Below are 19,911 nucleotides of genomic sequence, written 5' to 3'. Positions count from 1 at the left end.
GTGGAAGACGGGAATGCACAACATCCCCACGTTTCTTCCGATGGTGAGAAGAAACGTGGGGCGGGAAATCGACTGACCGTGCATCCTGTGCCCGGCATTTTTCCCTTAACGTTGCTGCCAGCCTAAGAACTGGTCGTATTTGCGCAGCGCAATTCGATAATTATTGTTGCCTGCATCGGGTAAATCTTTTTCCAGGCATTGATGCCAGCTATTGCCTTTCAGTTTTTCTGCCGGAAAATTTCGCGCCTTCAGCATATCGTCAAGCCGACGTAACCGAACCACATACTCACGAATCGTGCTTGGGCTCATTTCCGTCTGCTCGAACAGATATTGTTTAAACGCCATAATGTCAAAATAGTTAGGATGTGTATTACAAAAAATATCGCTGCAAAAACGACAAAGTGCCGTTAATTCTGGCTGCAGTTTTAGCCAGAGTGGCTCATCAATCATTTGGTCCATCCGTGCGATGGCCTCTTTATTGATGATCTGGCCACGAAAAACCAGCGCCATTCGGTCTAGTACTTTGCCACAGTGTGAACAATTGGTTTGGCTGTGTTTATAGTCTTTAAGATAGCGACTTAAAGGTCTGGCTTTGGTTTTGGCTCCCACTGTTGAGTCCCCGATTTCTTATATTTATAGATCTCCAGGAACTGAGCCTTCTAGCGCGCTCCCGTAAGTCGGGCACGCAAGCGTTTAATCGCCTGACTGTGCAGTTGGCTGACCCGGGATTCCCCGACATCAAGTACCGCGCCAATCTCTTTAAGATTCAGTTCTTCCTGGTAGTACAGTGTCAGCACCATTTTCTCGCGCTCAGGCAACGCCTCGATCGCTTCTAAGACGCGTTCACGCAGACTCCCTTCCATTAACTGATGAAGTGGATTGGCCTCTTCGTGCCCTTCCGTCACCAGCTCCGCACTGTCACCGTGTTCTTCCCGATACTCGTCGTATGAAAAGAGCTGACTGTTGTTGGTATCCAACAGAATCTGCCGGTACTCTTCTATCGAAACATTCAACTGTTGCGCGACTTCCTGCTCGGAAGCGGCGCGACCCAGCATCTGCTCAACCTGATGCATGGCTCCGGCTACCTCACGTGCATTACGTCTGACGCTGCGTGGCGCCCAGTCCCGGCTGCGAAGCTCATCAAGCATTGCGCCACGAATGCGCTGGACTGCATACGTGGTAAAGGCGGTACCCTGAAGCGCGTCGTAGCGCTCCACCGCATTCAACAGACCAATGCCCCCGGCTTGCAGCAGATCGTCAAGTTCCACACTGGCAGGCAGGCGAACCTGCAAGCGCAGTGCTTCATGACGCACCAGTGGGACGTAGCGCTGCCAGAGCGAATGTTTGTCCATCACGCCTTCGGCGGTATAGAGATCGTTCACGTTGACTACCCTGCGTTAATGAAGTTATCGGCATGATTATGCAATTCTGTAGGACTTTCGATTGGCAGAATAGGCGGGATAAACCGAGGTTATTTCAAATTTGTGATGTTTCAGAGCGGAAGATTCCGCTCTGTCTCAACAGGCTAACCTAATGACAGTAAACGTTGACGAGTGGCGGAGGGCACGCTGTCCCATAAAGCACAAACCTGCCCTTCCATTTCCTGATAAAAAGGGCTAATGCTTTCGCGGGTTTTTTCATCCCCATTAAAACGGACCTTGCCGGAATCACCATCAATACTAATCATTCGGTTAACAAAAAGTCGCTGTAAATCGCTGCGCAGGAATAATCCGTTATCCACACTGTTATCCGCCAGAAAACCTTCATCATTCTCTCGCGTATCAATATGGCAGGCTTCCACCCATGGCCACTGATGCTGATCGATCAGGCTGGTGCCGGTAATGACACAGGCACCATAACGGGCTTTCACGGCGGCCATAAATTCGGCCTGGCTGGCTCGCTGCAGCACTTTAGCCTTTACCCGCCGCCCGACTTCAGTACCAGGCATCACTGCGGCGGGTGTTTTATGTCCGGGGGTACTCAGTACCACAATAAACTGGATACGCTGTGATTGCGGAAAGCACGGGTTGGAGTGCATGTTAAACAACTGCCACCAGGCATCGTCGCCGTCTTCTCGCATCAGCACCAGTTTATATCCCCGGCTGTTAATCAGGTTCTGCGCCTGTGCTGAATGGGGATCGATCATGGCATATACGTAGCTTTGGCCAATCACTTTCCACAAATTCTCCGCTTTGTCCTGCTCTCCCCGGCGGAAATAGTGAAAAGGAGCCTGCTGCTTCAGGTAATACTCAAAACGGCGCAGGTAATTTTTACGTTCATTGTCGTTCGCAATAAATAACAGGTCTTCCAGCGGACTGTTGCTCTCTTCCTGTGCGAAGACAGCACGAATCTTTAGCGTCCGAAAGCTGGTCGAAGGACTCAGCAGCGCTCGCGCTGTTAATTCTTTCTCATCAGGGTATTGCTGTGCATAGCGCCGGGCGATCTCCTCGAAGGAAAGCCGTTCACCCGGTAGCAGGTCATAGTTGAAGCGCATAACCACCCCAGAACACGCGAAGTTGTAGCCAAATTAAACTTATCCTGAAGAGTGTTATCGGCACCATCTGTATGAACTGTAACGTTTATCCAACTTTTATCGCGCCGAAAACTCTAATCCACAATCACTTCCTTCTGGTTGACGCGATTTGCATTACTGCGCGATAAAATGTGCCCGCTTCGCTTATGCTGATTTATTTCATTAGCCGCTATGGATGCGGGGACGGACTTATCCTTGACTTTACCCGCTTTTTTGTCGGTTATTCGTGCCATTACTTTCACTCGAACACTCGTATTCTTTCACCATCACGCTGCACGCGCAGACGAGTTATGAAGGAAGCGAATGATGAAAGGCATAGTACTGGCAGGCGGAACCGGTTCCCGACTGCATCCGGTGACCTGTGGCGTCTCTGAGCAACTGCTGCCGGTCTATGACAAGCCCATGCTCTCTCTTCCCCTTTCACTCTTGATGCACTTGCATCCATTCGTCTCGCGCCCGGACATTGCTGATTTTGAATATACCTGTCCTCACTATGACAATCCTAAGGATGAAGCCTGCCTGATGTGGAATGCCCCTGATGTTGCGATTCAATGGTTTGTCGAACAGCCGATATTATCGGTGAAAAATCAACAAGGACTCTCATTGCAGGAGTTGGTGTAATGCGCGTTTTACTTACAGGTGCTTATGGTCAGTTGGGGCGCTGTTTACTGGATCGTTTTCCCGCCGACTGGATTACGCTGGCATGTGGTTCGGCGGAACTGGATATTACCGATCGCGTTGCCGTTGTGCGCGTGGTTAAAAAATTTAAGCCCGATGTCATTATGAATGCAGCGGCTTATACCGCCGTTGATAAAGCAGAAACCGACCGGACACGTGCCTTAAAGATCAATGCGATTGGCCCTGAAAATCTGGCTCAGGCCGCCAAAATGATCGGGGCGCGTTTCATTCATATTTCCACAGATTATGTTTTCGACGGGGTGAAAAGAACGCCCTATACCGAACAGGATCCGCCCTGCCCGATTAATTTTTACGGCCTGAGTAAGTGGGAAGGTGAAAAGCGCGTCTTTGAGGTCCTGCCCGAGGCGATCGTGATCCGTACTTCATGGATGTTCAGCGAATACGGTAATAACTTCGTCAGTACCATGCTTCGTCTGGCGCAGACACGTTCCGAGTTACATGTGGTGAACGATCAGTATGGTTGTCCGACCTACGCGGGTGATTTAGCCCAGGCCATGATCACGCTCGCCGACATGCCCGAAAAGCACGGTATTTACCATTATTGTGGCGACGTTGCCGTCAGCTGGTGCGAATTCGCTCAGACAATCTTTGTCGCGGCGCAACAGGACGTGGTCGTGCATGGCATTATCAGCTCGCACTATCCGTCTGCGGCGATTCGGCCGGCGCGCAGTGTGATGAACAGCGACGCTCTCAGCACCATCGGCATCCCCCCCTCAGACTGGCAGGATAAACTTCGCCTCTGTCTGAATCACCTGGCGACCCCCTTTCCCTACGCGAATACTTTATAAGGAGATAATGTAATGAAAGTAGCAACGATTGGTAACTGTCAGCTCGAAGTCGTTGGTCAGTTATTAAGTAATTATTCTGAGCTTCATCGTGGCGCAATAACACACGTTGTTAATACACCTCTGTATAAACTTGATGCTCAGCGAGACATTATCAATCTGATGCACGAACTTGAAAGCTGCGATCATATTTATATGCAGTATCATTCTGAACGCTGGGGTTTGCTGTCAACCGCGAAACTGACCGAGTATTTCGATATCCGCATATTACCCACAATGGAATCAAGCGTATCAGCACCGCAGCTAGGGTATTATTCTGCTGCCGTGCCCGATTTAATGGTGTATGTTGATTACCGTTTTTTGCATCTCTATTTGACCGCACATGCCTGTGCGGATGCCGTTGCTGCGTACCACAATGTCAGTTACGACGAGGCCAGGCAGCATAACATGATCATGGACGACGCTAATCGCTACCAGCGGTTGTTCAAAGAAGGTAAGGTGGCGTTTGATTATTCAGACTTTTATCGGGACGCCCTGTTAAAAGATAAACATTGCTACAGCACGGTAAGCCACCCCAATAACAAACATTTAAGCATTTTCTTTAGTGCAATCTTTTTTGATTTATTTAAAGAGAATAAGAACTTCGATCTTGGCGGCAACGATTTGCTTAAAAACTATATTGCTCCAGAGGTAGGCAGTGGCGAACAGCATTATTTCATGATGCGCGAAACAGGGCTTTCTCTGGCCTGTAAAATTAACTATCACTTCTTTTCTTCACAACCGCGTGAACAACTCTCAGAAGCCTTACTGCGTTCCACTTATTATCGTAGCCTGAAATCCGGCTATCAAAACCTCTGAGCCTTTGCTGTAAGCCTGAAGATGCATCTTATCGATCAGGCTTGTCAGCACACAAAACAGTACCATTCAGTCACGGCGGCAATGCAATCAATACTGCGATGTTGCTTTACTGTATTAATACAGCGTTATATCGCTTTGTGGCGTCTGCCTGTCTCTGCCATTCCGGTCATTATGACTCTGCATAAAACATTCACGTTGCCGCCAGAAAGAAGCGCGGTTCCTGACGAGCCTGCCTGTCCCCGTTTGCGTTAAATACACACTAAAAAGGGCTTTATTTACGGCATCAGTTCGGCCTGCCGGGATTACAATCTGCTATAAAAGCGCGCCTGGCACCCCATCCATACCAGGAAAAAACTTTGCCAGCTAAACAATGTGTTAGCTGCACCACCTCAGGCAAATCATAATGAGCAGTAATAAAAAAGCACTTATGCTGGATGCCGGTTTTGCTGCCATGCCTCTTTTGATGGCACTTAAGCATTCCGGTTATGAAACAGCTGTATGCAGCGGCAAACCGCAGGATCCGGGTCATCAACTCGCGACCCACTCTTTTTGCCTGAATTATGCCAACGTACAGGACGTACTGACCCTGGCGAAATCACTCAATATTACTTCACTTCTGCCTGGTGTTACTGATGTGTCTTACCTTACGGGTGCCAGTGTCGCTGAAGCAATGGGCTTACGCGGTTTTGATCGCCCTGATGTAGCAGAAATTATTTTTAAAAAAGACGTTTTCCGCCAGTGGGCACAGAATAAGGGTTATCCAGTCCCTGTGGCCGTGAGCTGTCCTGAAGAGGCGGCGCAACTTCCGTTACCGTTGATGATAAAACCTGTCGATTCCTACAGCGGATTAGGGATTTCACTGGTGACTGAGCGCGAACACATCTCCGCCGCCTGGCGAGACGCCTGTGCGGCATCATCCTGTGGCCAGGCACTTATAGAGCGCTGGATAGCCGGTGATTTACACAGCCACTCCGCTTTTATCGTGAATGGAAAAGTGGCGGTCGAATATTTTGTTGATGAATTTTGTACCGTTTATCCCTGGCAGGTAAACAGTAGTAGCCTCAGCCTCAATCTTCCTGCGTCGATAAAAGACCAGGTCAGCGACTGTATACAGGCACTCGTTGATGAGCTTGGGCTTTGTGATGGTTTACTGCACACTCAGTTTATCTCGGATGGTAAAAGCTTTTCTCTGATAGAAATGACACGCCGATGCCCGGGTGACCTGTATAATCAACTCATTGAATACTCTACAGACACGCCTTATTCACTCTGGTTCACCCATGCCTTTACCGGCACGCCTTTTACGCCAGCCAGTCGGCGTCCCGAACATGTCAGATTAATCGCTCGCCATACTGTGTCCGTTGATCAGGAACAAACCTTTACCTCCGTCAGCTTCGCAGCATTACCGACCAATATCCTTTCTTTTCTGCCACTTAAGAAAACAGGCGAGAGAATCCAGCGCGCGCCTCACGATCGCGCCGCGCTTATTTTTGCTGAATTCCACCAACGTGATGAACTGGCCCGCTTCACACCACAGTTAAAAAATTTTTTTACGCTTGGTAAGTACTAGGAAACCGATATGAAAAAACGACTACAACTTGGTTTTATTGGCGGTGGCGCGAATTCGGCTATTGGTCTTACCCATAAAATTGCCTCACAGCTCGACGGGGATTTTACGCTTGTGGCGGGCTGTTTTAGCCGCAATCCTGAGCAGAATCGTCACACGGGTGAGAGCTGGAATATTCATCCTGAACGTATTTATGACAGTATTCAGGCGTTTATTTTACAGGAGCGCCACCATCTTGACGCAGTTGCGGTGTTAACACCTACCCCTGACCATCATGAAATTATCACCGCCTGTTTCGAAAACGGTCTGGCTGTAATTTGCGAAAAGGCAATGGTTGAAAGCCATCAAAGCGCTTTGCACATCATGAACAGCGAGCACCAACATCAGGCTAAATTGTTTGTCACTTATAATTACAGTGGCTATCCCATGGTGCGCGAACTGCAAAAGCGCGTACAGCGGGGCGATTTCGGGGCCATTCAGCAGGTCATGGTTGAAATGCCTCAGGAAGGTTTTGCACGCCATAATCAGCATGGCGATGTGCCAAAACCGCAGAGATGGCGGCAGCAGGATGCCGTCATTCCAACCGTTTCGCTCGATCTTGGCGTTCATGTTCACCAGCTTATTGAATTTATCACCGGGGATCACGCCGTCGATATTTATGCGATCAATGATACCTACGCCAAAATTCCCGGCGTTATCGACACCGTACATATCTTATCGCGTTATCAAAGCGGTATGACGTGTAATTACTGGTATGGCAAAGCCGCTCTGGGATACCGAAATGGCCTGCGGATTCGCGTCATGGGAAGTCAGGGCAGCGCAGAATGGCTCCAGATGGATCCTGAATTCCTGTATGTCAGCGGTTTGCAAGGCAGTCGTTCTGTTATCGATCGCACAGCCAATGACAACATTGTTGCTGCTGATGCACGTTACTGCCGTTTTAAAGCGGGTCACCCTGCTGGCTTTATTGAAGCATTTGCCAATTATTATGCTGACATTGCCTCTGCATTGAGAGGGGAACCTAACGATTACGTGATGGGTTCAGACGTTGCGGCTCGCGGGCTTCACTTTCTTGAAAGTGCCGCGAAAAGTGCAACAAGTCAGCAAAAATGTACCCTTTGAACAATAAAAAGATAAAATATAACGGAGTTCCTCATGAGTTTTCTTAGTGAAATAGTCGAGAAAAATAACCATTTTCTCGTTACGCTGGAGAAAATGTACCAAAACGGTAATCCGGTAGTCCTCATTGGCGCAGGCTGTCTGGCTACCAAGACCAGTGAATATATGGCGCGTAATCACTTGCATATCGATTATGTAGCGGTCAATGAAATGTATTTTTCTCCTGGTCAAACGTTAAACGAACTGACTGTTGTCCCTCTGGAAAGTTTGCTCAACACCAATAAAAAATATAATTTTATTATTGCACTACAGTATGTGGAGCAGGCGTTTTTAAATTCATTATCAGACGTTCAATCTGAAGTGCTGGTCTATGACCCCTCTTTTACGGGCGTAAACACCGAAGATATTATTTCCTATGATTTTTGTCAGACCCATGCTGACGCCCTGCATTCCTTATATGAAAGTCTTGGTGATGATAAATCTCGCGAGACGTTTATCGCATTCATGAATCAGCGTATTAGCGCACGCCCTGACTATATTAAAACAGTGTATGATGAGAACCATTACTTCCCAACCGACATTGTCGCGTTGAGTAAGTCCGAGGTTTTTGTTGACTGTGGTGCTTATAATGGTGACAGCGTGAATGCTTTCGAAGCCGCACTGGCCACCCGCGGACTCCCTTCGCCGAAAAAAATCTTTGCCTTCGAACCTGACGACGTCAATTATCCGTTGCTGTGTGCCGCTACAGCGGATAAAGCGTATTGTGAATGCCACCAGGCAGGCGTATGGAGTGAAGAGACAACGCTGTATTTCGACTCAGGAAAAGCGTTGGATTCAAAAATTACTGAAAAGGTCACGACTAACAGTATCGCATTAACCACACTCGATAGCGTTATTGCGGACAGTAAGGTGACGTTTATCAAAATGGATATTGAAGGCGCTGAGCTTTCTGCGCTGGAGGGGGCGAAAAACAGTATTCAACGCTGTTACCCACTGTTGGCAATCAGCGCTTATCACAAACCGGATGATCTTATAAAGATTCCTGCTTATATCAAAAGCATTATGCCCGGGTATCGATTTTATCTCCGCGCCCATCATCCTGTTCATGCTTTTGAACTGGTGTTGTACGCGATTCCTGCCTGATTTTTTTTTGCATCAGCCCGGCTCTCGCGTATCAGCCGGGCAGAATTGTTCTCATTACCTGTATCCGTCGTCTGTGCCCTTCCCGTTTTTTTTTTTCGATATACCGCTGTCAGCAACGATTTTTGAGATGAGAAACGGTTAAGAAAGCAAGATCGTGCAGATGGAAGCATGTGAGATCTGCAGCGTCAGGCAAAAGCATGTTCCCTTTTGCCTGACAGGCTTATAAAGATCCGGATTGAAGGCTTACGCAGCATTCACATTGCTGGCGCGCATAATAATGTTAATAATCTCATCCTGATCCGCTTCCGCCAGGTTCGGATGCACCGGTAAACACAACACCTGCTGAGAAATTTGACTTGCCACCGGCAAATTTGAAGGAGCCGATGATTCATAGCCTTTGTACATCGGGAAATCGGAGATGAGCGGATAAAAATACCGTCTGACATAAATATTTTGGCTTTTGAAGTGATGATACAGTTCATCACGCGTCATCGGGAATAATCCCGCGTGAACAAAGACCGGGCAATACGCATAGTTCCAGTCGGTTTCATCAACGAGCGGTAGTAGCGTAAGTCCGTGTATATGCCCTAATGCGTGCTGATATTTTTCGTAGATGACTTTACGCTTAGCCAGCGCTGAATCCACATGCTTCAGCTGGAGTAATCCAAATGCCGCCTGAACTTCATTCATTTTGCCATTGATACCCGGCGCAACCACCGTGGTTTCATCGGCAAAGCCAAAATTCTTTAAATAATCAATACGTCGTTTGATTTTTTCATTCGGGCAGATAATGGCGCCGCCTTCAAACGTGTTAAATACCTTTGTCGCATGGAAGCTTAAAACAGAAAGATCGCCGTGATTCAGGATACTGACGTTTTTTTGTTTAACACCAAAACAGTGCGCGGCATCGTAGATGACTTTCAGACCGTAGTTGTCGGCAATACGTTGAATGCGGTCGACATCGCAGGGAATGCCATAGCAGTGAACGGGTAAAATTGCACTGGTGGTAGGCGTAATGGCGGATTCGATTTTTTCAGGATCGATATTGCAGGTAACAGGATCAATATCGACGAATATGGGTTTTATGCCGTTCCATAATAAGGAATGGGATGTCGCGACGAAAGAATAGGGAGTGGTAATCACCTCTCCCGTGATTCTGAGCGCCTGAAGCGCAGTCACCAGCGCCAGGGTACCGTTCGCGAACAAACTGAGGTGCTCGACACCGAGATAATCGGCAAGGGCCCGTTCCAGCTCCTGGTGATACGGACCACCATTTGTGAGCTGTTTACTGTCCCAGATGCGTTCTAAATAAGGCAGGAACTCTTCCAGGGGCGGCAGAAGAGGACTTGTCACCAGCACATTTGATGAGGGTTTGTTTATCTTCATCGGATAACTTCCTGACCTTAAATAATTGTTGAATGCGTACAGGGCTTTTATCTGGCGCGCTGTCTCTGCACGTCATTTATGCCTGAGTGGCTTCAGATAACGCCTGTATCCGGCCGAAAAGTGTCATAAGCGCGTCCTGGTTTACCTCGTTATACGCTTTTTCTTTCAACTGCTGACTGAGCGTGTCACTCAGCGACGTATCAGCACAAAGCGTTGCGATAGCCTCTTTCCAGGCGTTCGGGTTATGTTTTACTCTCCAGCCGGGAACGGACTCACCGAATGTAGGATGATCGCTATACATCGCCGGTATCCCCATTACCGCTAACTGCATGAGTACGTTGTTATCTTTGTAACGGTTTTCATCATTGTTACAGCGCGAAAGCACGGCGATATCGGCGTCACAATGCAGCAACTGCGCGACCAGACGGGCCTCAGTCTGAAAACGGTACGTTTCCCTGATATAAGGCAGCCATTCCGGCGGACAATGCCCAATGACAATCCAGTCAAGCTTTTCCGCACTTGTCGTTATCGCTGGAGTCAGTAATTCACAATCTTTCTTCCTGAGATCGTATGTGAAACACACGACACGGCATTTGTCTTTTTTCTGCTTAACCCTATCCTGACAGGGTTGCACTAAAACATTGGGAAGAATAACGACAGGTTTATGGCGCTTTTTGAGCCAATTGGCCAGTGCATCGCTGTACGTTAGCCAGTTATCGATAACATTATCTTCAATTAATTTTTTATATTTCCGCGCATTCGGATCGTCCTGAATAAGATAATGAACACGACAGGTTATGGCGTTTTTGAGTTGCCTGATTGTCTGGCAGGCGAGCTCCGTCAGTTCGCCGCTGATAACGAGCTCGTCAGGATGATGCCGCAATAATTCTGGCGCGGAGGGTATCTGTTCAAGAAGCACGCTTTTGACGCCACCGGCATTCAGCAGCCTGTCCAGCGCGGTGGTAAATCGCTGCACGCCAGTATTATTCTGATCCTGCGCGATAAAAATGACGGTGCGTGTTTCGCCAGGTTTGAGCGGGTTCCAGCCCGTGACTAACGTGCTGTCTGCGGTAAAAAGGGTTCTGTTCAGGCTTAAATTTTTATTATAAGCCGGATCATCTGCCAGAACAGGGAGCCAGGCGTGATAGAAACGGTCAAGTTCCTGTGAAGGCGACAACGCATATTGTGGCGGAAAGTCCGTCACGGCTTCCTGTTTTGCTACAACGCTGTAAGGTGTGCATATTGCCCGACCGCCCTGCTGAACCAGTCGCAGATTCAGGTCCAGTCTGGCCAGCAGAGGTTGTGTATAAGCCGTATCAAATCCACCGACCTCCAGCCATCTGTCTTTTCTGATTAACAGACAGTCTGTGGCCAACGTCGAATAACTACAGTCGCTTTGATAGCGTGACAGGTAGCCTGCATTGCCCCATCTTTCGGCATAACCAACGGGGAAGGCCAGGCCCCTGACCCCAAGAATTTCTCCGGCACATAAGATCTGACTGTCCAGGTTGATAATATGAGGCGCGACACAGACAACATCATGCCGCAGGGCATGACATGCCAGCGCCTCCAGCCAGCCGCGGCTGACAAATAAAACACGGGGATCCAACAACAGCAGAAACTCGCCTTCTGCCTGCCCTACTGCCTCATTAATCGCCGCTTCCTGGGTTTGGCTGCCATGACTTTTCAGGATGTTGATGTTAACCGACGCTGTTGACAAATTTGTCATCAGCCAGGCCGTGATGGCCTCAGAGGTCGCCGGCGTCACAATAACAATCAACTGGTATACCGGTTGATGGGTTTGTTCAAATAACGTGGTGATGCAACACTGCAGTTGATGAATATCCGTGCCAGCGACAAGTATGATGCTGAGCGAAATCACCGGCTCCGTGCTGTATCTTAACCGCCACGGCTTACCCGGCTGGTGCTCCACTACACCCTGGCTGAAGCCCTGCTGCTGAAGATAAGATTGCAACACAGCATGTTCCTGCTGCAGATCCTGTGCCACACAGCTGTTCAGAGGCGTCACGGTAAAGACCTCTGAAACATGACCAAACACGTTGCTATCGCGCGTAGCTAACAGTCGCGTAATCGCATCCAGCTCATAGCACGCGGATAAATCAGCATTAAACCCGCCGATAGCCATCAAGGCGTTTCGCGCGAAGATCCCGCGCTTAAGGTAGAGTGAAGGCTGACTCAGAAAAAGGTCCGGGCAAAATGCAGGCTTAAAATGAGGATGAATTTTCCCTTCCTTGTCAGAGAGGCCTTCATCCGCGTAAACAAAGGCGCATCCCGTTCTGCTGTGCAAGGCCTCAGCAAGGAGTCGTAAACTTTCCGCTGTAAACTGACACCCGGCAGGAACGACGTATATCCAGTCATAAACGTTCTGCTCCAGATGACAATTCATTTCATTCAGCCACACATCAGACCGAATCTGAAAGACACGATCATCAGAAACGTGGCACGTTTCCTGCGGCGTCGCCAGTAAAACGGCGCATCCTGTTACCTGATCTAACTGAGGCAATAAGGCATTCAGCGTCGAGGTCCTGTCCGCTTCGCTGCCTGGCTGGACGGCAATCAGCATTCTGAGGAGTGGCAGTGATGAAGTACTCTGCACCTCTTCAGCAGGAGCCGGAAGTTGCCGCTTATACAGCCAGTCATTCAAAGCGTGTCGCTTATCGTGCGCGGCACGTTGTTCGGCCTTTTCTTGTGTTAACGTAACGAAGTTTTCAAACTGTTGCTGACTTCGTGCGCGTCGGACCAGAAAATAGTCTCGCATCTTCCATAAATTCTGGCGCTCGGTATCAATAGCTTCCTGGGTGTTTTCCCAGCAAAATCCAGCGCCACCGTTGTCACGCACGGTTTCCTGCGTAATGGCATACTTTTCATAACCCGGTGCGGTTAACGCAACTACAGGACTTCCGCATAAAATCGCCATTGCGCAGGTGCCCGAGGACTCATACGAATAAAATACGCGCGTACGCTTGAGCACAACGGCAAGTTCTTTCAGCGTCAATGGGTTTGCCATGGACAAGATTTTGGTATCCGCGGGTAGCTGGCTGAAATCAACGACCGACTCAGGCACACGATTCAGGTAGAGGATGTTCAGGTCTTTCTGCGGGTTGTCGTCACAAAATAATTGCAGATCAAAGGATTCGATTCCCAATATTTGTGGGTCAACGGCTTTTTCAGCAAACTCATTGCGGTACCAGAAAAATAAATCATCCGGTCCTTCATGGATCCGGTTATTCATGATCACGCCTTCCCGGTTCAGCATATAGCGAACACATACGGGCGCGGAAAGAGGATTACCCGATACGATTTCAGGGTAAATGGCAATCCAGGGTTGCCCGCTGTTTTGAATAACTTTCCAGTCTTCACTGTTTATCACCGGCGTATTCCATTCTGGATTCACGCGGCAATTAACCATCCAGGCTTTACCGCCCTGTTCATTAATCATGTGACAGAGCTGATGGATAACCTGAACGCCGGATGAAGATTCGATGTAATCCGGTGCCAGAAGTAAGTAAGGAAAGGTGAACCCACGCATAACAGCCTCTTTTTCTACAGGCGCGACAACGAAAAGCTGGCGTTGCCTGAACGTTGTGTGTCTCTATGGAGACGTTATGTCCGGTCATGTAACGACGGCGTCATCATCAGGACGACGCGCCGCCACTGTCTCAGGCAGAAAGCCAACCTCTCTGCCATTCGTTTAATCCCTGCTCCCTCAGGTACCAGTCCTGATGGACCGCCGCGCGAAGTTGATCGCCCAGACGACGAGTGGCATCCATATCCGCAAGGTGCGCGCGTATAGCGCTCATCCAGTCTTTAAAGCGGTTTTCAACGAGCGTGACGGGCAGGCCACAACGATAGGGTTCGATACTGGTGGCAATGATCGGCACGCCACAGGTGCCGATCTCCAGTAACCGCAAATTACTTTTGCATTCATTGAACTGGTTGACTTCGAGCGGCACCAGCGCCAGATCCAGGTTCAGGCTGGCCAGCTTTTCGGGGTACATATCAAACGGCACGCCAGTGTGGAACTCACAGTGCACGCCCCGTGGTTTCATTCCCATGAAAACCCATTCAACCTTGTCTTCCAGCTCCTTGATAAGCGGCAGCAAAATTTGCAGGTCACCGGCATGCGTACTGCCGCCCGCCCAGCCGATACGCACTTTACGCCCCACGCCGCGCTGGCTGGTCAAATGGCCCCACTGACCTTCTGCGAGACGGTTCTGTGCAATGCGGATATCATGATGGAAACGGCTGTAGGCATCCGCTAACGGTGCGGTTGACACAACCACCCAGTCCGCGCACTCCATTACTTTGCGAAGATTTTTGACAATCTGTTTAGGGAACTGGTTACGGTTGCCATTTTTTACCGGTACGTTGAGCAGGTAGTCGTCGTACTCAACCACAATTTTGGCATCGCAAACGTCGCGATATTGCGCCATGACCGACGGGAAACGGCCGCCACTCAGCGACTCCAGCACAATAATATCAGGCTGTAGAAGTGCGACTTCCATGACGCCGGGAATTTGCTGAGTCAGTCCGCCCTCAAGCAGCAACTGACTTTCCATGGCCTTGAACGGTTGCAGGATGCGGTGATTGCCACATCCCTGCCAGTCGACATGGTGTGCGAGCACGACAGGCAGTGGCCTGCCCGGCAGCGGCTGCTGAAAACGCGCCGTCCCTGCACCCAGCGTAAACGGTTTACCTGCCCGCTGCATCAGCGGATGGTTACTGGGATCTTTTAACAGCGTGGCGCGCCACTGCTGGCGAAGCCGACTATAGTCATGCTGAAACGGCCTTTCCTGTACGTTGAACTTTTCTGGCATCAACCGCGTTGCACCGCCCATATGGCGAACACGCGACCACGGCGTCCAGACGTTTAAGTAACCTTGTTGCTGCGCACGTAACCCCAAATCGACATCCGCGAAGTAAAGCGGGAAATCGTTCTCAGCAAAGCCACCCAGACTAAAGAACACGTCTTTGCGGACCATCATGCAGGACGCACTCACTGCAGCAAGATTGTGCTCCGTTTGCAGATAGCTCTGGAAACCTCTGGCATGTTCCTGCATCCCCTCCCACGGACTGTCAACGCCGTTCTGTACACCCAGCAGATAACCGCCGTGCTGAACCCGGCCGTCGTGGTATTCAAGGCGCGCCCCGACTAATGCGACCTCTGGCCGCAGTGCATGCTCCAGCAGCGCATCCAGCCAGTCAGGTTGCGTAATCTGGCAGTCGTTATCCAGGAACAACAGGACATCGCCCTTCGCCTGCTCTGCGGCGCGATTATGCATGGCGGCGAAATTAAACGGCGCGTTGTAACGCAGTACCTTAATCTGTTCGATATTGAGTTTGTCGAGATCGTTGAGAAAGGTACAGGCCTGCGCATCCACGGACTGATTGTCGACGATCAGTAATTCATAATAGGGATAACGCGTTTTCTCCATCAACGTATCGATGCAGGCACGGAGTAAGGCGGCATGGTCACGCGTGGGGACGATAATGGAAATGAGAGGCTGCGTGTCCCACTGATAGCGCACCCGTGCAAAACCGGGATTCACGCCGGCATCAAGTGACACTTTTATCCCTAAACGCTGTAAATGCGCCTCGACAACGCGCCGATAGCCGGCTTCACAGGACTGCGCTTCATTCCAGCGCCCGTTCTCTTTTTGGCCTCTGGCTACGACATCTGCCACATGTCCGAGCGCGCCCGGTCCCTGATTTTCAATGCAACGCCACAGCCATTCATACATGATCAGAGGATTGACGGCATCCTCGCCCTTCCCCGCCGCCTGCACTTTCCGGCGGTCAAACAGCAACGTGCGGCCTACGTAAGGCGTACTTCTTAACAGATCGATATTGGGATCGGGACGAAGAATCGCTCCCGGCTCATTCATATCATCATTAAAGGTTTCATCGACATACCACACAGCCGTTTCCGGGCGTCGCAAACGCTGCTCTGCCAGCAACAGCAACGCGTCAGGCAAAAGCTCATCCCCTGCCATCACCAGCAGCAGCGCGGCTGGCCCGGTTTGGTGATAAACGACCTCGTTAAGTTCAGCGACCCAGCCTGAGGCACAGGCGCTTATCGTCCCCTCATTTAACGCAATATCGACATCGCTCAGTAACATGACCGTCGCGGGCGGCAATGTTTGCTGCCTGACGGCGGCAAGGGAACGTTCACAGGCTGCGGCATCACCGTTTTCATCAATGATCACGATCCCGATGTCGCCACTTTCGGGCACAGACTGAATAAATGACTGTAACGCTGCGCGTCGGGCTTCGGTAATTGACCTGTCTTTCAGCCACTGCTCAATAGAGTAATTTTTATCGGCCCAGGACAGGACGGACTGTCTGTGAAAGCGTAATGCATGTTGCGCCGGGTCATCCATGGACCAGCGTTTGGGCGCAGGGAGCTGGCTGAGGATAGTCTGGATTGCAGCAGGCATCGTCCATTTATCGCCAAAGCGGCCCTGGTTCGCCCGGGTCCATGCCACGGCTTCACTGAAACCCCGTTTGAGTGCGGCGATCCACTCCTCCGTCTCCGGGCAAAACTGCAGATTCACCACGGTAAAATGCGATTGTTCAAACTCCTGAAGGTTATGCGCGTTCAGATAACCTTCCACGCCGGTTGTAGACGCTAAAAATACCGGAATACCCAGTATTAATGCCTTGGCCACAATTTCATCGCCACCCATGACCATATCGTAGTTATCCAGCCACTCAGGCTCAATCCGACTCACAGACTGGCTACAGTCGAACCATTCCAGCGTAATGGACTGACTTTTCAGTTGCTGTTGCAGCTCATACATTTCGGCGGAAATATCCGGGGCGTAATAAAGTATGCGTTTGAGCGCAGTGCGGGCATTACGAGATGGATAGCAACTGAATGCGGAAGGAACGGTAAACGGCAAAACAGCGATCTGACTGGATAGCAGTCCGTTTTGCAGCAAACGTTCTGACACCACAGGCGACAAACTCAATGACAGGGAGGCGAGCTGATTTTCCAGCTCAGCGCCCCACGGCATATAAATGTCATGATAATCATAAAAGTGGCGGAAAATAACCGGGGCCGTGCCTGTTAACGTTTCCAGCACGGGTAACAATTTTTGTGCAATAAAACCCTTATAGACCCAGATGAGGCTATAAGCATCAGCGAGCGTGCCTTGCTTATCACTGATAATGCGGAAAGCCGGGTTGGATTTGTACTTTTCCAGTTCAAACGACAGCGTTTTACCATAGGTACTGGTGACAATATCCACCTGCCATCCCCAGGGTAAAAAAACATCAATGATATCGAGCGCCTCATTCACGTGAAGAGAAAACTGCTCAACTCGGTCAATGCTTATTAAAAGCCTGTTCATCTGACATCCTCTGGTTGTGCATAGCACTATCCTGCACGTAAGTACCTTACCTGTTTCAGACTATTGTAAATTTTTGGGCATTAACTTAGGGCGGGAAAAGCTATAGCAAAGCGGGCTAATTAGACCGATTAAAAAAAACGCCCTCATTTCTGAGAGCGCTTTTAATCAGACGGGCTGTGCGGCGATTAACGCAGCAGAGACAGCATGGTCTGTGGCACCTGGTTGGCCTGTGCCAGTACAGAAGAACCGGCCTGCTGCAGGATCTGCGCGCGGGACATGTTTGACACTTCCGTTGCGTAGTCCGCATCCTGAATACGGCTGCGGGCAGCGGTCAGGTTGGTCACGGTGTTGTTCAGGTTGCTGATGGTGGACTCAAAACGGTTCTGAGACGCACCCAGCAGGCTGCGCTGGTTGTCGACCGCTTTGATGGCCGCATCGATGTCCGCCAGAGGTGAACCATCGGTGGTGCCACCGCTTGTTACGGTCCCGCTCATCACGTCAAAACCTTCAGCCGCGGTAGTACGCGCGTTGCCATTGATAGTCTGACCGGTTGTCTGAGCAGTCGCACCAGAGGTATTGAACAGGTTGAAACCGTTGCTTGCACTGATAGTGATACCGATGGTTTCGCCGTCTTTTGCGCCAACCTGGAAGTTATACGTCTGAGAACCTGAACCGGTATTCAACACTTTAATACCGTTAAAGTCAGTCTGCTGAGTAACGCGGTTGATCTCTTCCATGCGCTGGTTAACTTCCGCCTGGATTGAGTCAATGTCAGACGCTGAGTTAGAGCTGTTCTGCGCCTGAACGGTCAGGTCACGTACACGCTGCAGGTTGTTGTTCACTTCAGTCAGGGCGCCTTCAGCCGTCTGCGACAGAGAGATACCGTCGTTGGCGTTACGGGCTGCAACGGTCAGGCCGTTGATGTTAGAGCTGAAGCGGTTAGCGATAGCTTCGCCGGCTGCGTCGTCTTTTGCGCTGTTGATACGCAGGCCAGAAGACAGGCGCTCAATCGCCGTACCCAGTGATGACTGAGATTTGGTCAGGTTGTTCTGAGTAACCAGCGACAGGGTATTGGTATTAATGACTGCCATAATAATTATCCTTCATGATGATAGGGTTCAGATTTGGGCTGCGGCTTTATCGCCTTCATTATTGTTATCGTCGAACGGGGGACAAACTTTATACATTACTTAAATTTTTTTAACTGATTTGGCAAAAAAAAACGCCCTCATTTCTGAGGGCGCTTTTAATCAGACGGGCTGTGCGGCGATTAACGCAGCAGAGACAGCATGGTCTGTGGCACCTGGTTGGCCTGTGCCAGTACAGAAGAACCGGCCTGCTGCAGGATCTGCGCGCGGGACATGTTCGACACTTCTGTCGCGTAGTCCGCATCCTGAATACGGCTGCGGGCAGCGGTCAGGTTGGTCACGGTGTTGTTCAGGTTGCTGATGGTGGACTCAAAACGGTTCTGAGACGCACCCAGCAGGCTGCGCTGGTTGTCAACGGCTTTGATCGCCTTGTCAATGTCAGCCAGCGGTGTGGTACCTGCTGCAGTACCGCCGGTACCGCCGGTTACTGCGCCTTTCAGCACGTCGAAACCGATAGCTGAAGTGGTACGCGCGTTGCCGTTAACGGTCTGACCGGTTGTTGAGCTGGTGTTCTGAGTGGTGCCAGACTGGCCCGCTGCTGCCAGGTCAAAACCGTCGCTTGAGCTGATGGTGATACCGATGGTTTCGCCGTCTTTTGCGCCAACCTGGAAGTTATAAGTGGTGCTGCCTGAACCGGTGTTCAGAACTTTGATGCCGTTGAAATCGGTCTGCTTGGTGACGCGGTCGATTTCCTGCATACGCTGGTTAACTTCAGCCTGGATTGAGTCGATGTCAGACGCTGAGTTAGAGCTGTTCTGCGCCTGAACGGTCAGGTCACGTACACGCTGCAGGTTGTTGTTCACTTCAGTCAGGGCGCCTTCAGCCGTCTGCGACAGAGAGATACCGTCGTTGGCGTTACGGGCTGCAACGGTCAGGCCGTTGATGTTAGAGCTGAAGCGGTTAGCGATAGCTTCGCCGGCTGCATCGTCTTTTGCGCTGTTGATACGCAGGCCAGAAGACAGGCGCTCAATTGCAGTACCCAGAGAAGACTGTGACTTGCTCAGGTTGTTCTGGGTAACCAGCGACAGGGTATTGGTGTTAATAACGGCCATGATAATTATCCTTCATAAATAATGTCGGGGGTCAGGTGTTAATCCTGCGGCTTTATCGCCTTCACTATTGTTATCGCCCGTCGGGGCTAAAACTTTAGAGAGAATGACGGCTTTTATTTTAATGAGACAGGAAGGCATCCTGGCGGAATGGCGTGGTTATCAAAAAATAGTGCTGTCGCTATTACGCTTTCTGATGACATTAACTCAGCGCAAACAATCATTGCCCCATTGACAATAAGCATTGCGCG

Annotated in this window: 14 protein-coding genes and 1 pseudogene; 7 read left to right on the top strand and 8 right to left on the bottom strand. The window is 50.2% G+C overall.

What is annotated here, in order from left to right; translation table 11 throughout:
- Positions 1 to 105: 105 nt before the first annotated feature.
- The 3 genes from fliZ to GC087_RS10225 all read right to left on the bottom strand — a co-directional run bounded on the left by fliZ (position 106) and on the right by GC087_RS10225 (position 2,494).
- Positions 106 to 609 carry a flagella biosynthesis regulatory protein FliZ gene (gene fliZ / locus GC087_RS10235; RefSeq protein ID WP_033742041.1) on the bottom strand — a complete coding sequence of 168 codons (504 nt, stop codon included), beginning with the start codon at positions 607 to 609 and terminating at the stop codon, positions 106 to 108.
- A 50-nt stretch (positions 610 to 659) separates the two neighbouring features.
- Positions 660 to 1,382, bottom strand: a complete 723-nt coding sequence (locus tag GC087_RS10230; RefSeq protein ID WP_324030490.1) for an RNA polymerase sigma factor FliA — start codon at positions 1,380 to 1,382, stop codon at positions 660 to 662.
- A gap of 143 nt (positions 1,383 to 1,525) precedes the next feature.
- The gene (locus GC087_RS10225; protein WP_185199336.1) at positions 1,526 to 2,494 is read right to left on the bottom strand and encodes an HNH endonuclease signature motif containing protein; all 969 of its coding nucleotides are present in this window, start codon (positions 2,492 to 2,494) and stop codon (positions 1,526 to 1,528) included.
- Between the two features lie 342 nt (positions 2,495 to 2,836).
- Between GC087_RS10225 and GC087_RS10220 the strand changes: the two are divergent.
- The 7 genes and pseudogenes from GC087_RS10220 to GC087_RS10190 form a co-directional block, all read left to right on the top strand.
- Positions 2,837 to 2,965, top strand: a pseudogene (locus GC087_RS10220) (sugar phosphate nucleotidyltransferase); the annotation flags it as partial.
- Positions 2,963 to 3,154 (top strand): dTDP-4-dehydrorhamnose 3,5-epimerase family protein, encoded by a 192-nt coding sequence (locus GC087_RS10215; RefSeq protein WP_324030615.1) that lies wholly within the window; start codon positions 2,963 to 2,965, stop codon positions 3,152 to 3,154. The pseudogene GC087_RS10220 and the gene GC087_RS10215, both read left to right, overlap by 3 nt.
- Entirely contained in the window at positions 3,154 to 4,020 is an 867-nt protein-coding gene (gene rfbD, locus GC087_RS10210; protein WP_324030488.1) for a dTDP-4-dehydrorhamnose reductase, read from the top strand. Before GC087_RS10215 ends, rfbD begins: the two co-directional genes overlap by 1 nt.
- A gap of 12 nt (positions 4,021 to 4,032) precedes the next feature.
- Positions 4,033 to 4,875: a WcbI family polysaccharide biosynthesis putative acetyltransferase gene (locus tag GC087_RS10205; protein ID WP_033742047.1), complete on the top strand. Its 843-nt coding sequence runs from the start codon at positions 4,033 to 4,035 to the stop codon at positions 4,873 to 4,875.
- A 403-nt stretch (positions 4,876 to 5,278) separates the two neighbouring features.
- The gene (locus GC087_RS10200; protein WP_324030487.1) at positions 5,279 to 6,445 is read left to right on the top strand and encodes an ATP-grasp domain-containing protein; all 1,167 of its coding nucleotides are present in this window, start codon (positions 5,279 to 5,281) and stop codon (positions 6,443 to 6,445) included.
- 9 nt (positions 6,446 to 6,454) lie between these two features.
- Positions 6,455 to 7,564, top strand: a complete 1,110-nt coding sequence (locus tag GC087_RS10195; protein ID WP_006118881.1) for a Gfo/Idh/MocA family protein — start codon at positions 6,455 to 6,457, stop codon at positions 7,562 to 7,564.
- A 33-nt stretch (positions 7,565 to 7,597) separates the two neighbouring features.
- The gene (locus tag GC087_RS10190; protein ID WP_164482094.1) at positions 7,598 to 8,704 is read left to right on the top strand and encodes an FkbM family methyltransferase; all 1,107 of its coding nucleotides are present in this window, start codon (positions 7,598 to 7,600) and stop codon (positions 8,702 to 8,704) included.
- A 243-nt stretch (positions 8,705 to 8,947) separates the two neighbouring features.
- Here the strand turns inward: GC087_RS10190 and GC087_RS10185 are convergent, their stop codons facing one another.
- The 5 genes from GC087_RS10185 to GC087_RS10165 form a co-directional block, all read right to left on the bottom strand.
- On the bottom strand, positions 8,948 to 10,090 hold the full coding sequence (locus tag GC087_RS10185) for a DegT/DnrJ/EryC1/StrS family aminotransferase (protein WP_054633612.1): 1,143 nt from the start codon (positions 10,088 to 10,090) through the stop codon (positions 8,948 to 8,950).
- Positions 10,091 to 10,166: 76 nt separating this feature from the next.
- Positions 10,167 to 13,640 carry a glycosyltransferase family 2 protein gene (locus tag GC087_RS10180; protein ID WP_324030485.1) on the bottom strand — a complete coding sequence of 1,158 codons (3,474 nt, stop codon included), beginning with the start codon at positions 13,638 to 13,640 and terminating at the stop codon, positions 10,167 to 10,169.
- 130 nt (positions 13,641 to 13,770) lie between these two features.
- Positions 13,771 to 17,463, bottom strand: a complete 3,693-nt coding sequence (locus GC087_RS10175; protein WP_324030483.1) for a glycosyltransferase — start codon at positions 17,461 to 17,463, stop codon at positions 13,771 to 13,773.
- A gap of 185 nt (positions 17,464 to 17,648) precedes the next feature.
- Positions 17,649 to 18,554, bottom strand: coding sequence for a flagellin N-terminal helical domain-containing protein (locus tag GC087_RS10170; RefSeq protein ID WP_039342628.1), 906 nt, complete (start codon positions 18,552 to 18,554; stop codon positions 17,649 to 17,651).
- Positions 18,555 to 18,733: 179 nt separating this feature from the next.
- On the bottom strand, positions 18,734 to 19,663 hold the full coding sequence (locus GC087_RS10165) for a flagellin N-terminal helical domain-containing protein (RefSeq protein ID WP_006119482.1): 930 nt from the start codon (positions 19,661 to 19,663) through the stop codon (positions 18,734 to 18,736).
- Positions 19,664 to 19,911 lie beyond the last annotated feature (248 nt).

Source organism: Pantoea sp. JZ2 (assembly GCF_035191405.1).
GTDB classification, from domain to species: domain Bacteria; phylum Pseudomonadota; class Gammaproteobacteria; order Enterobacterales; family Enterobacteriaceae; genus Pantoea; species Pantoea stewartii.
This window is presented reverse-complemented; position numbering and strand designations above follow the sequence as displayed.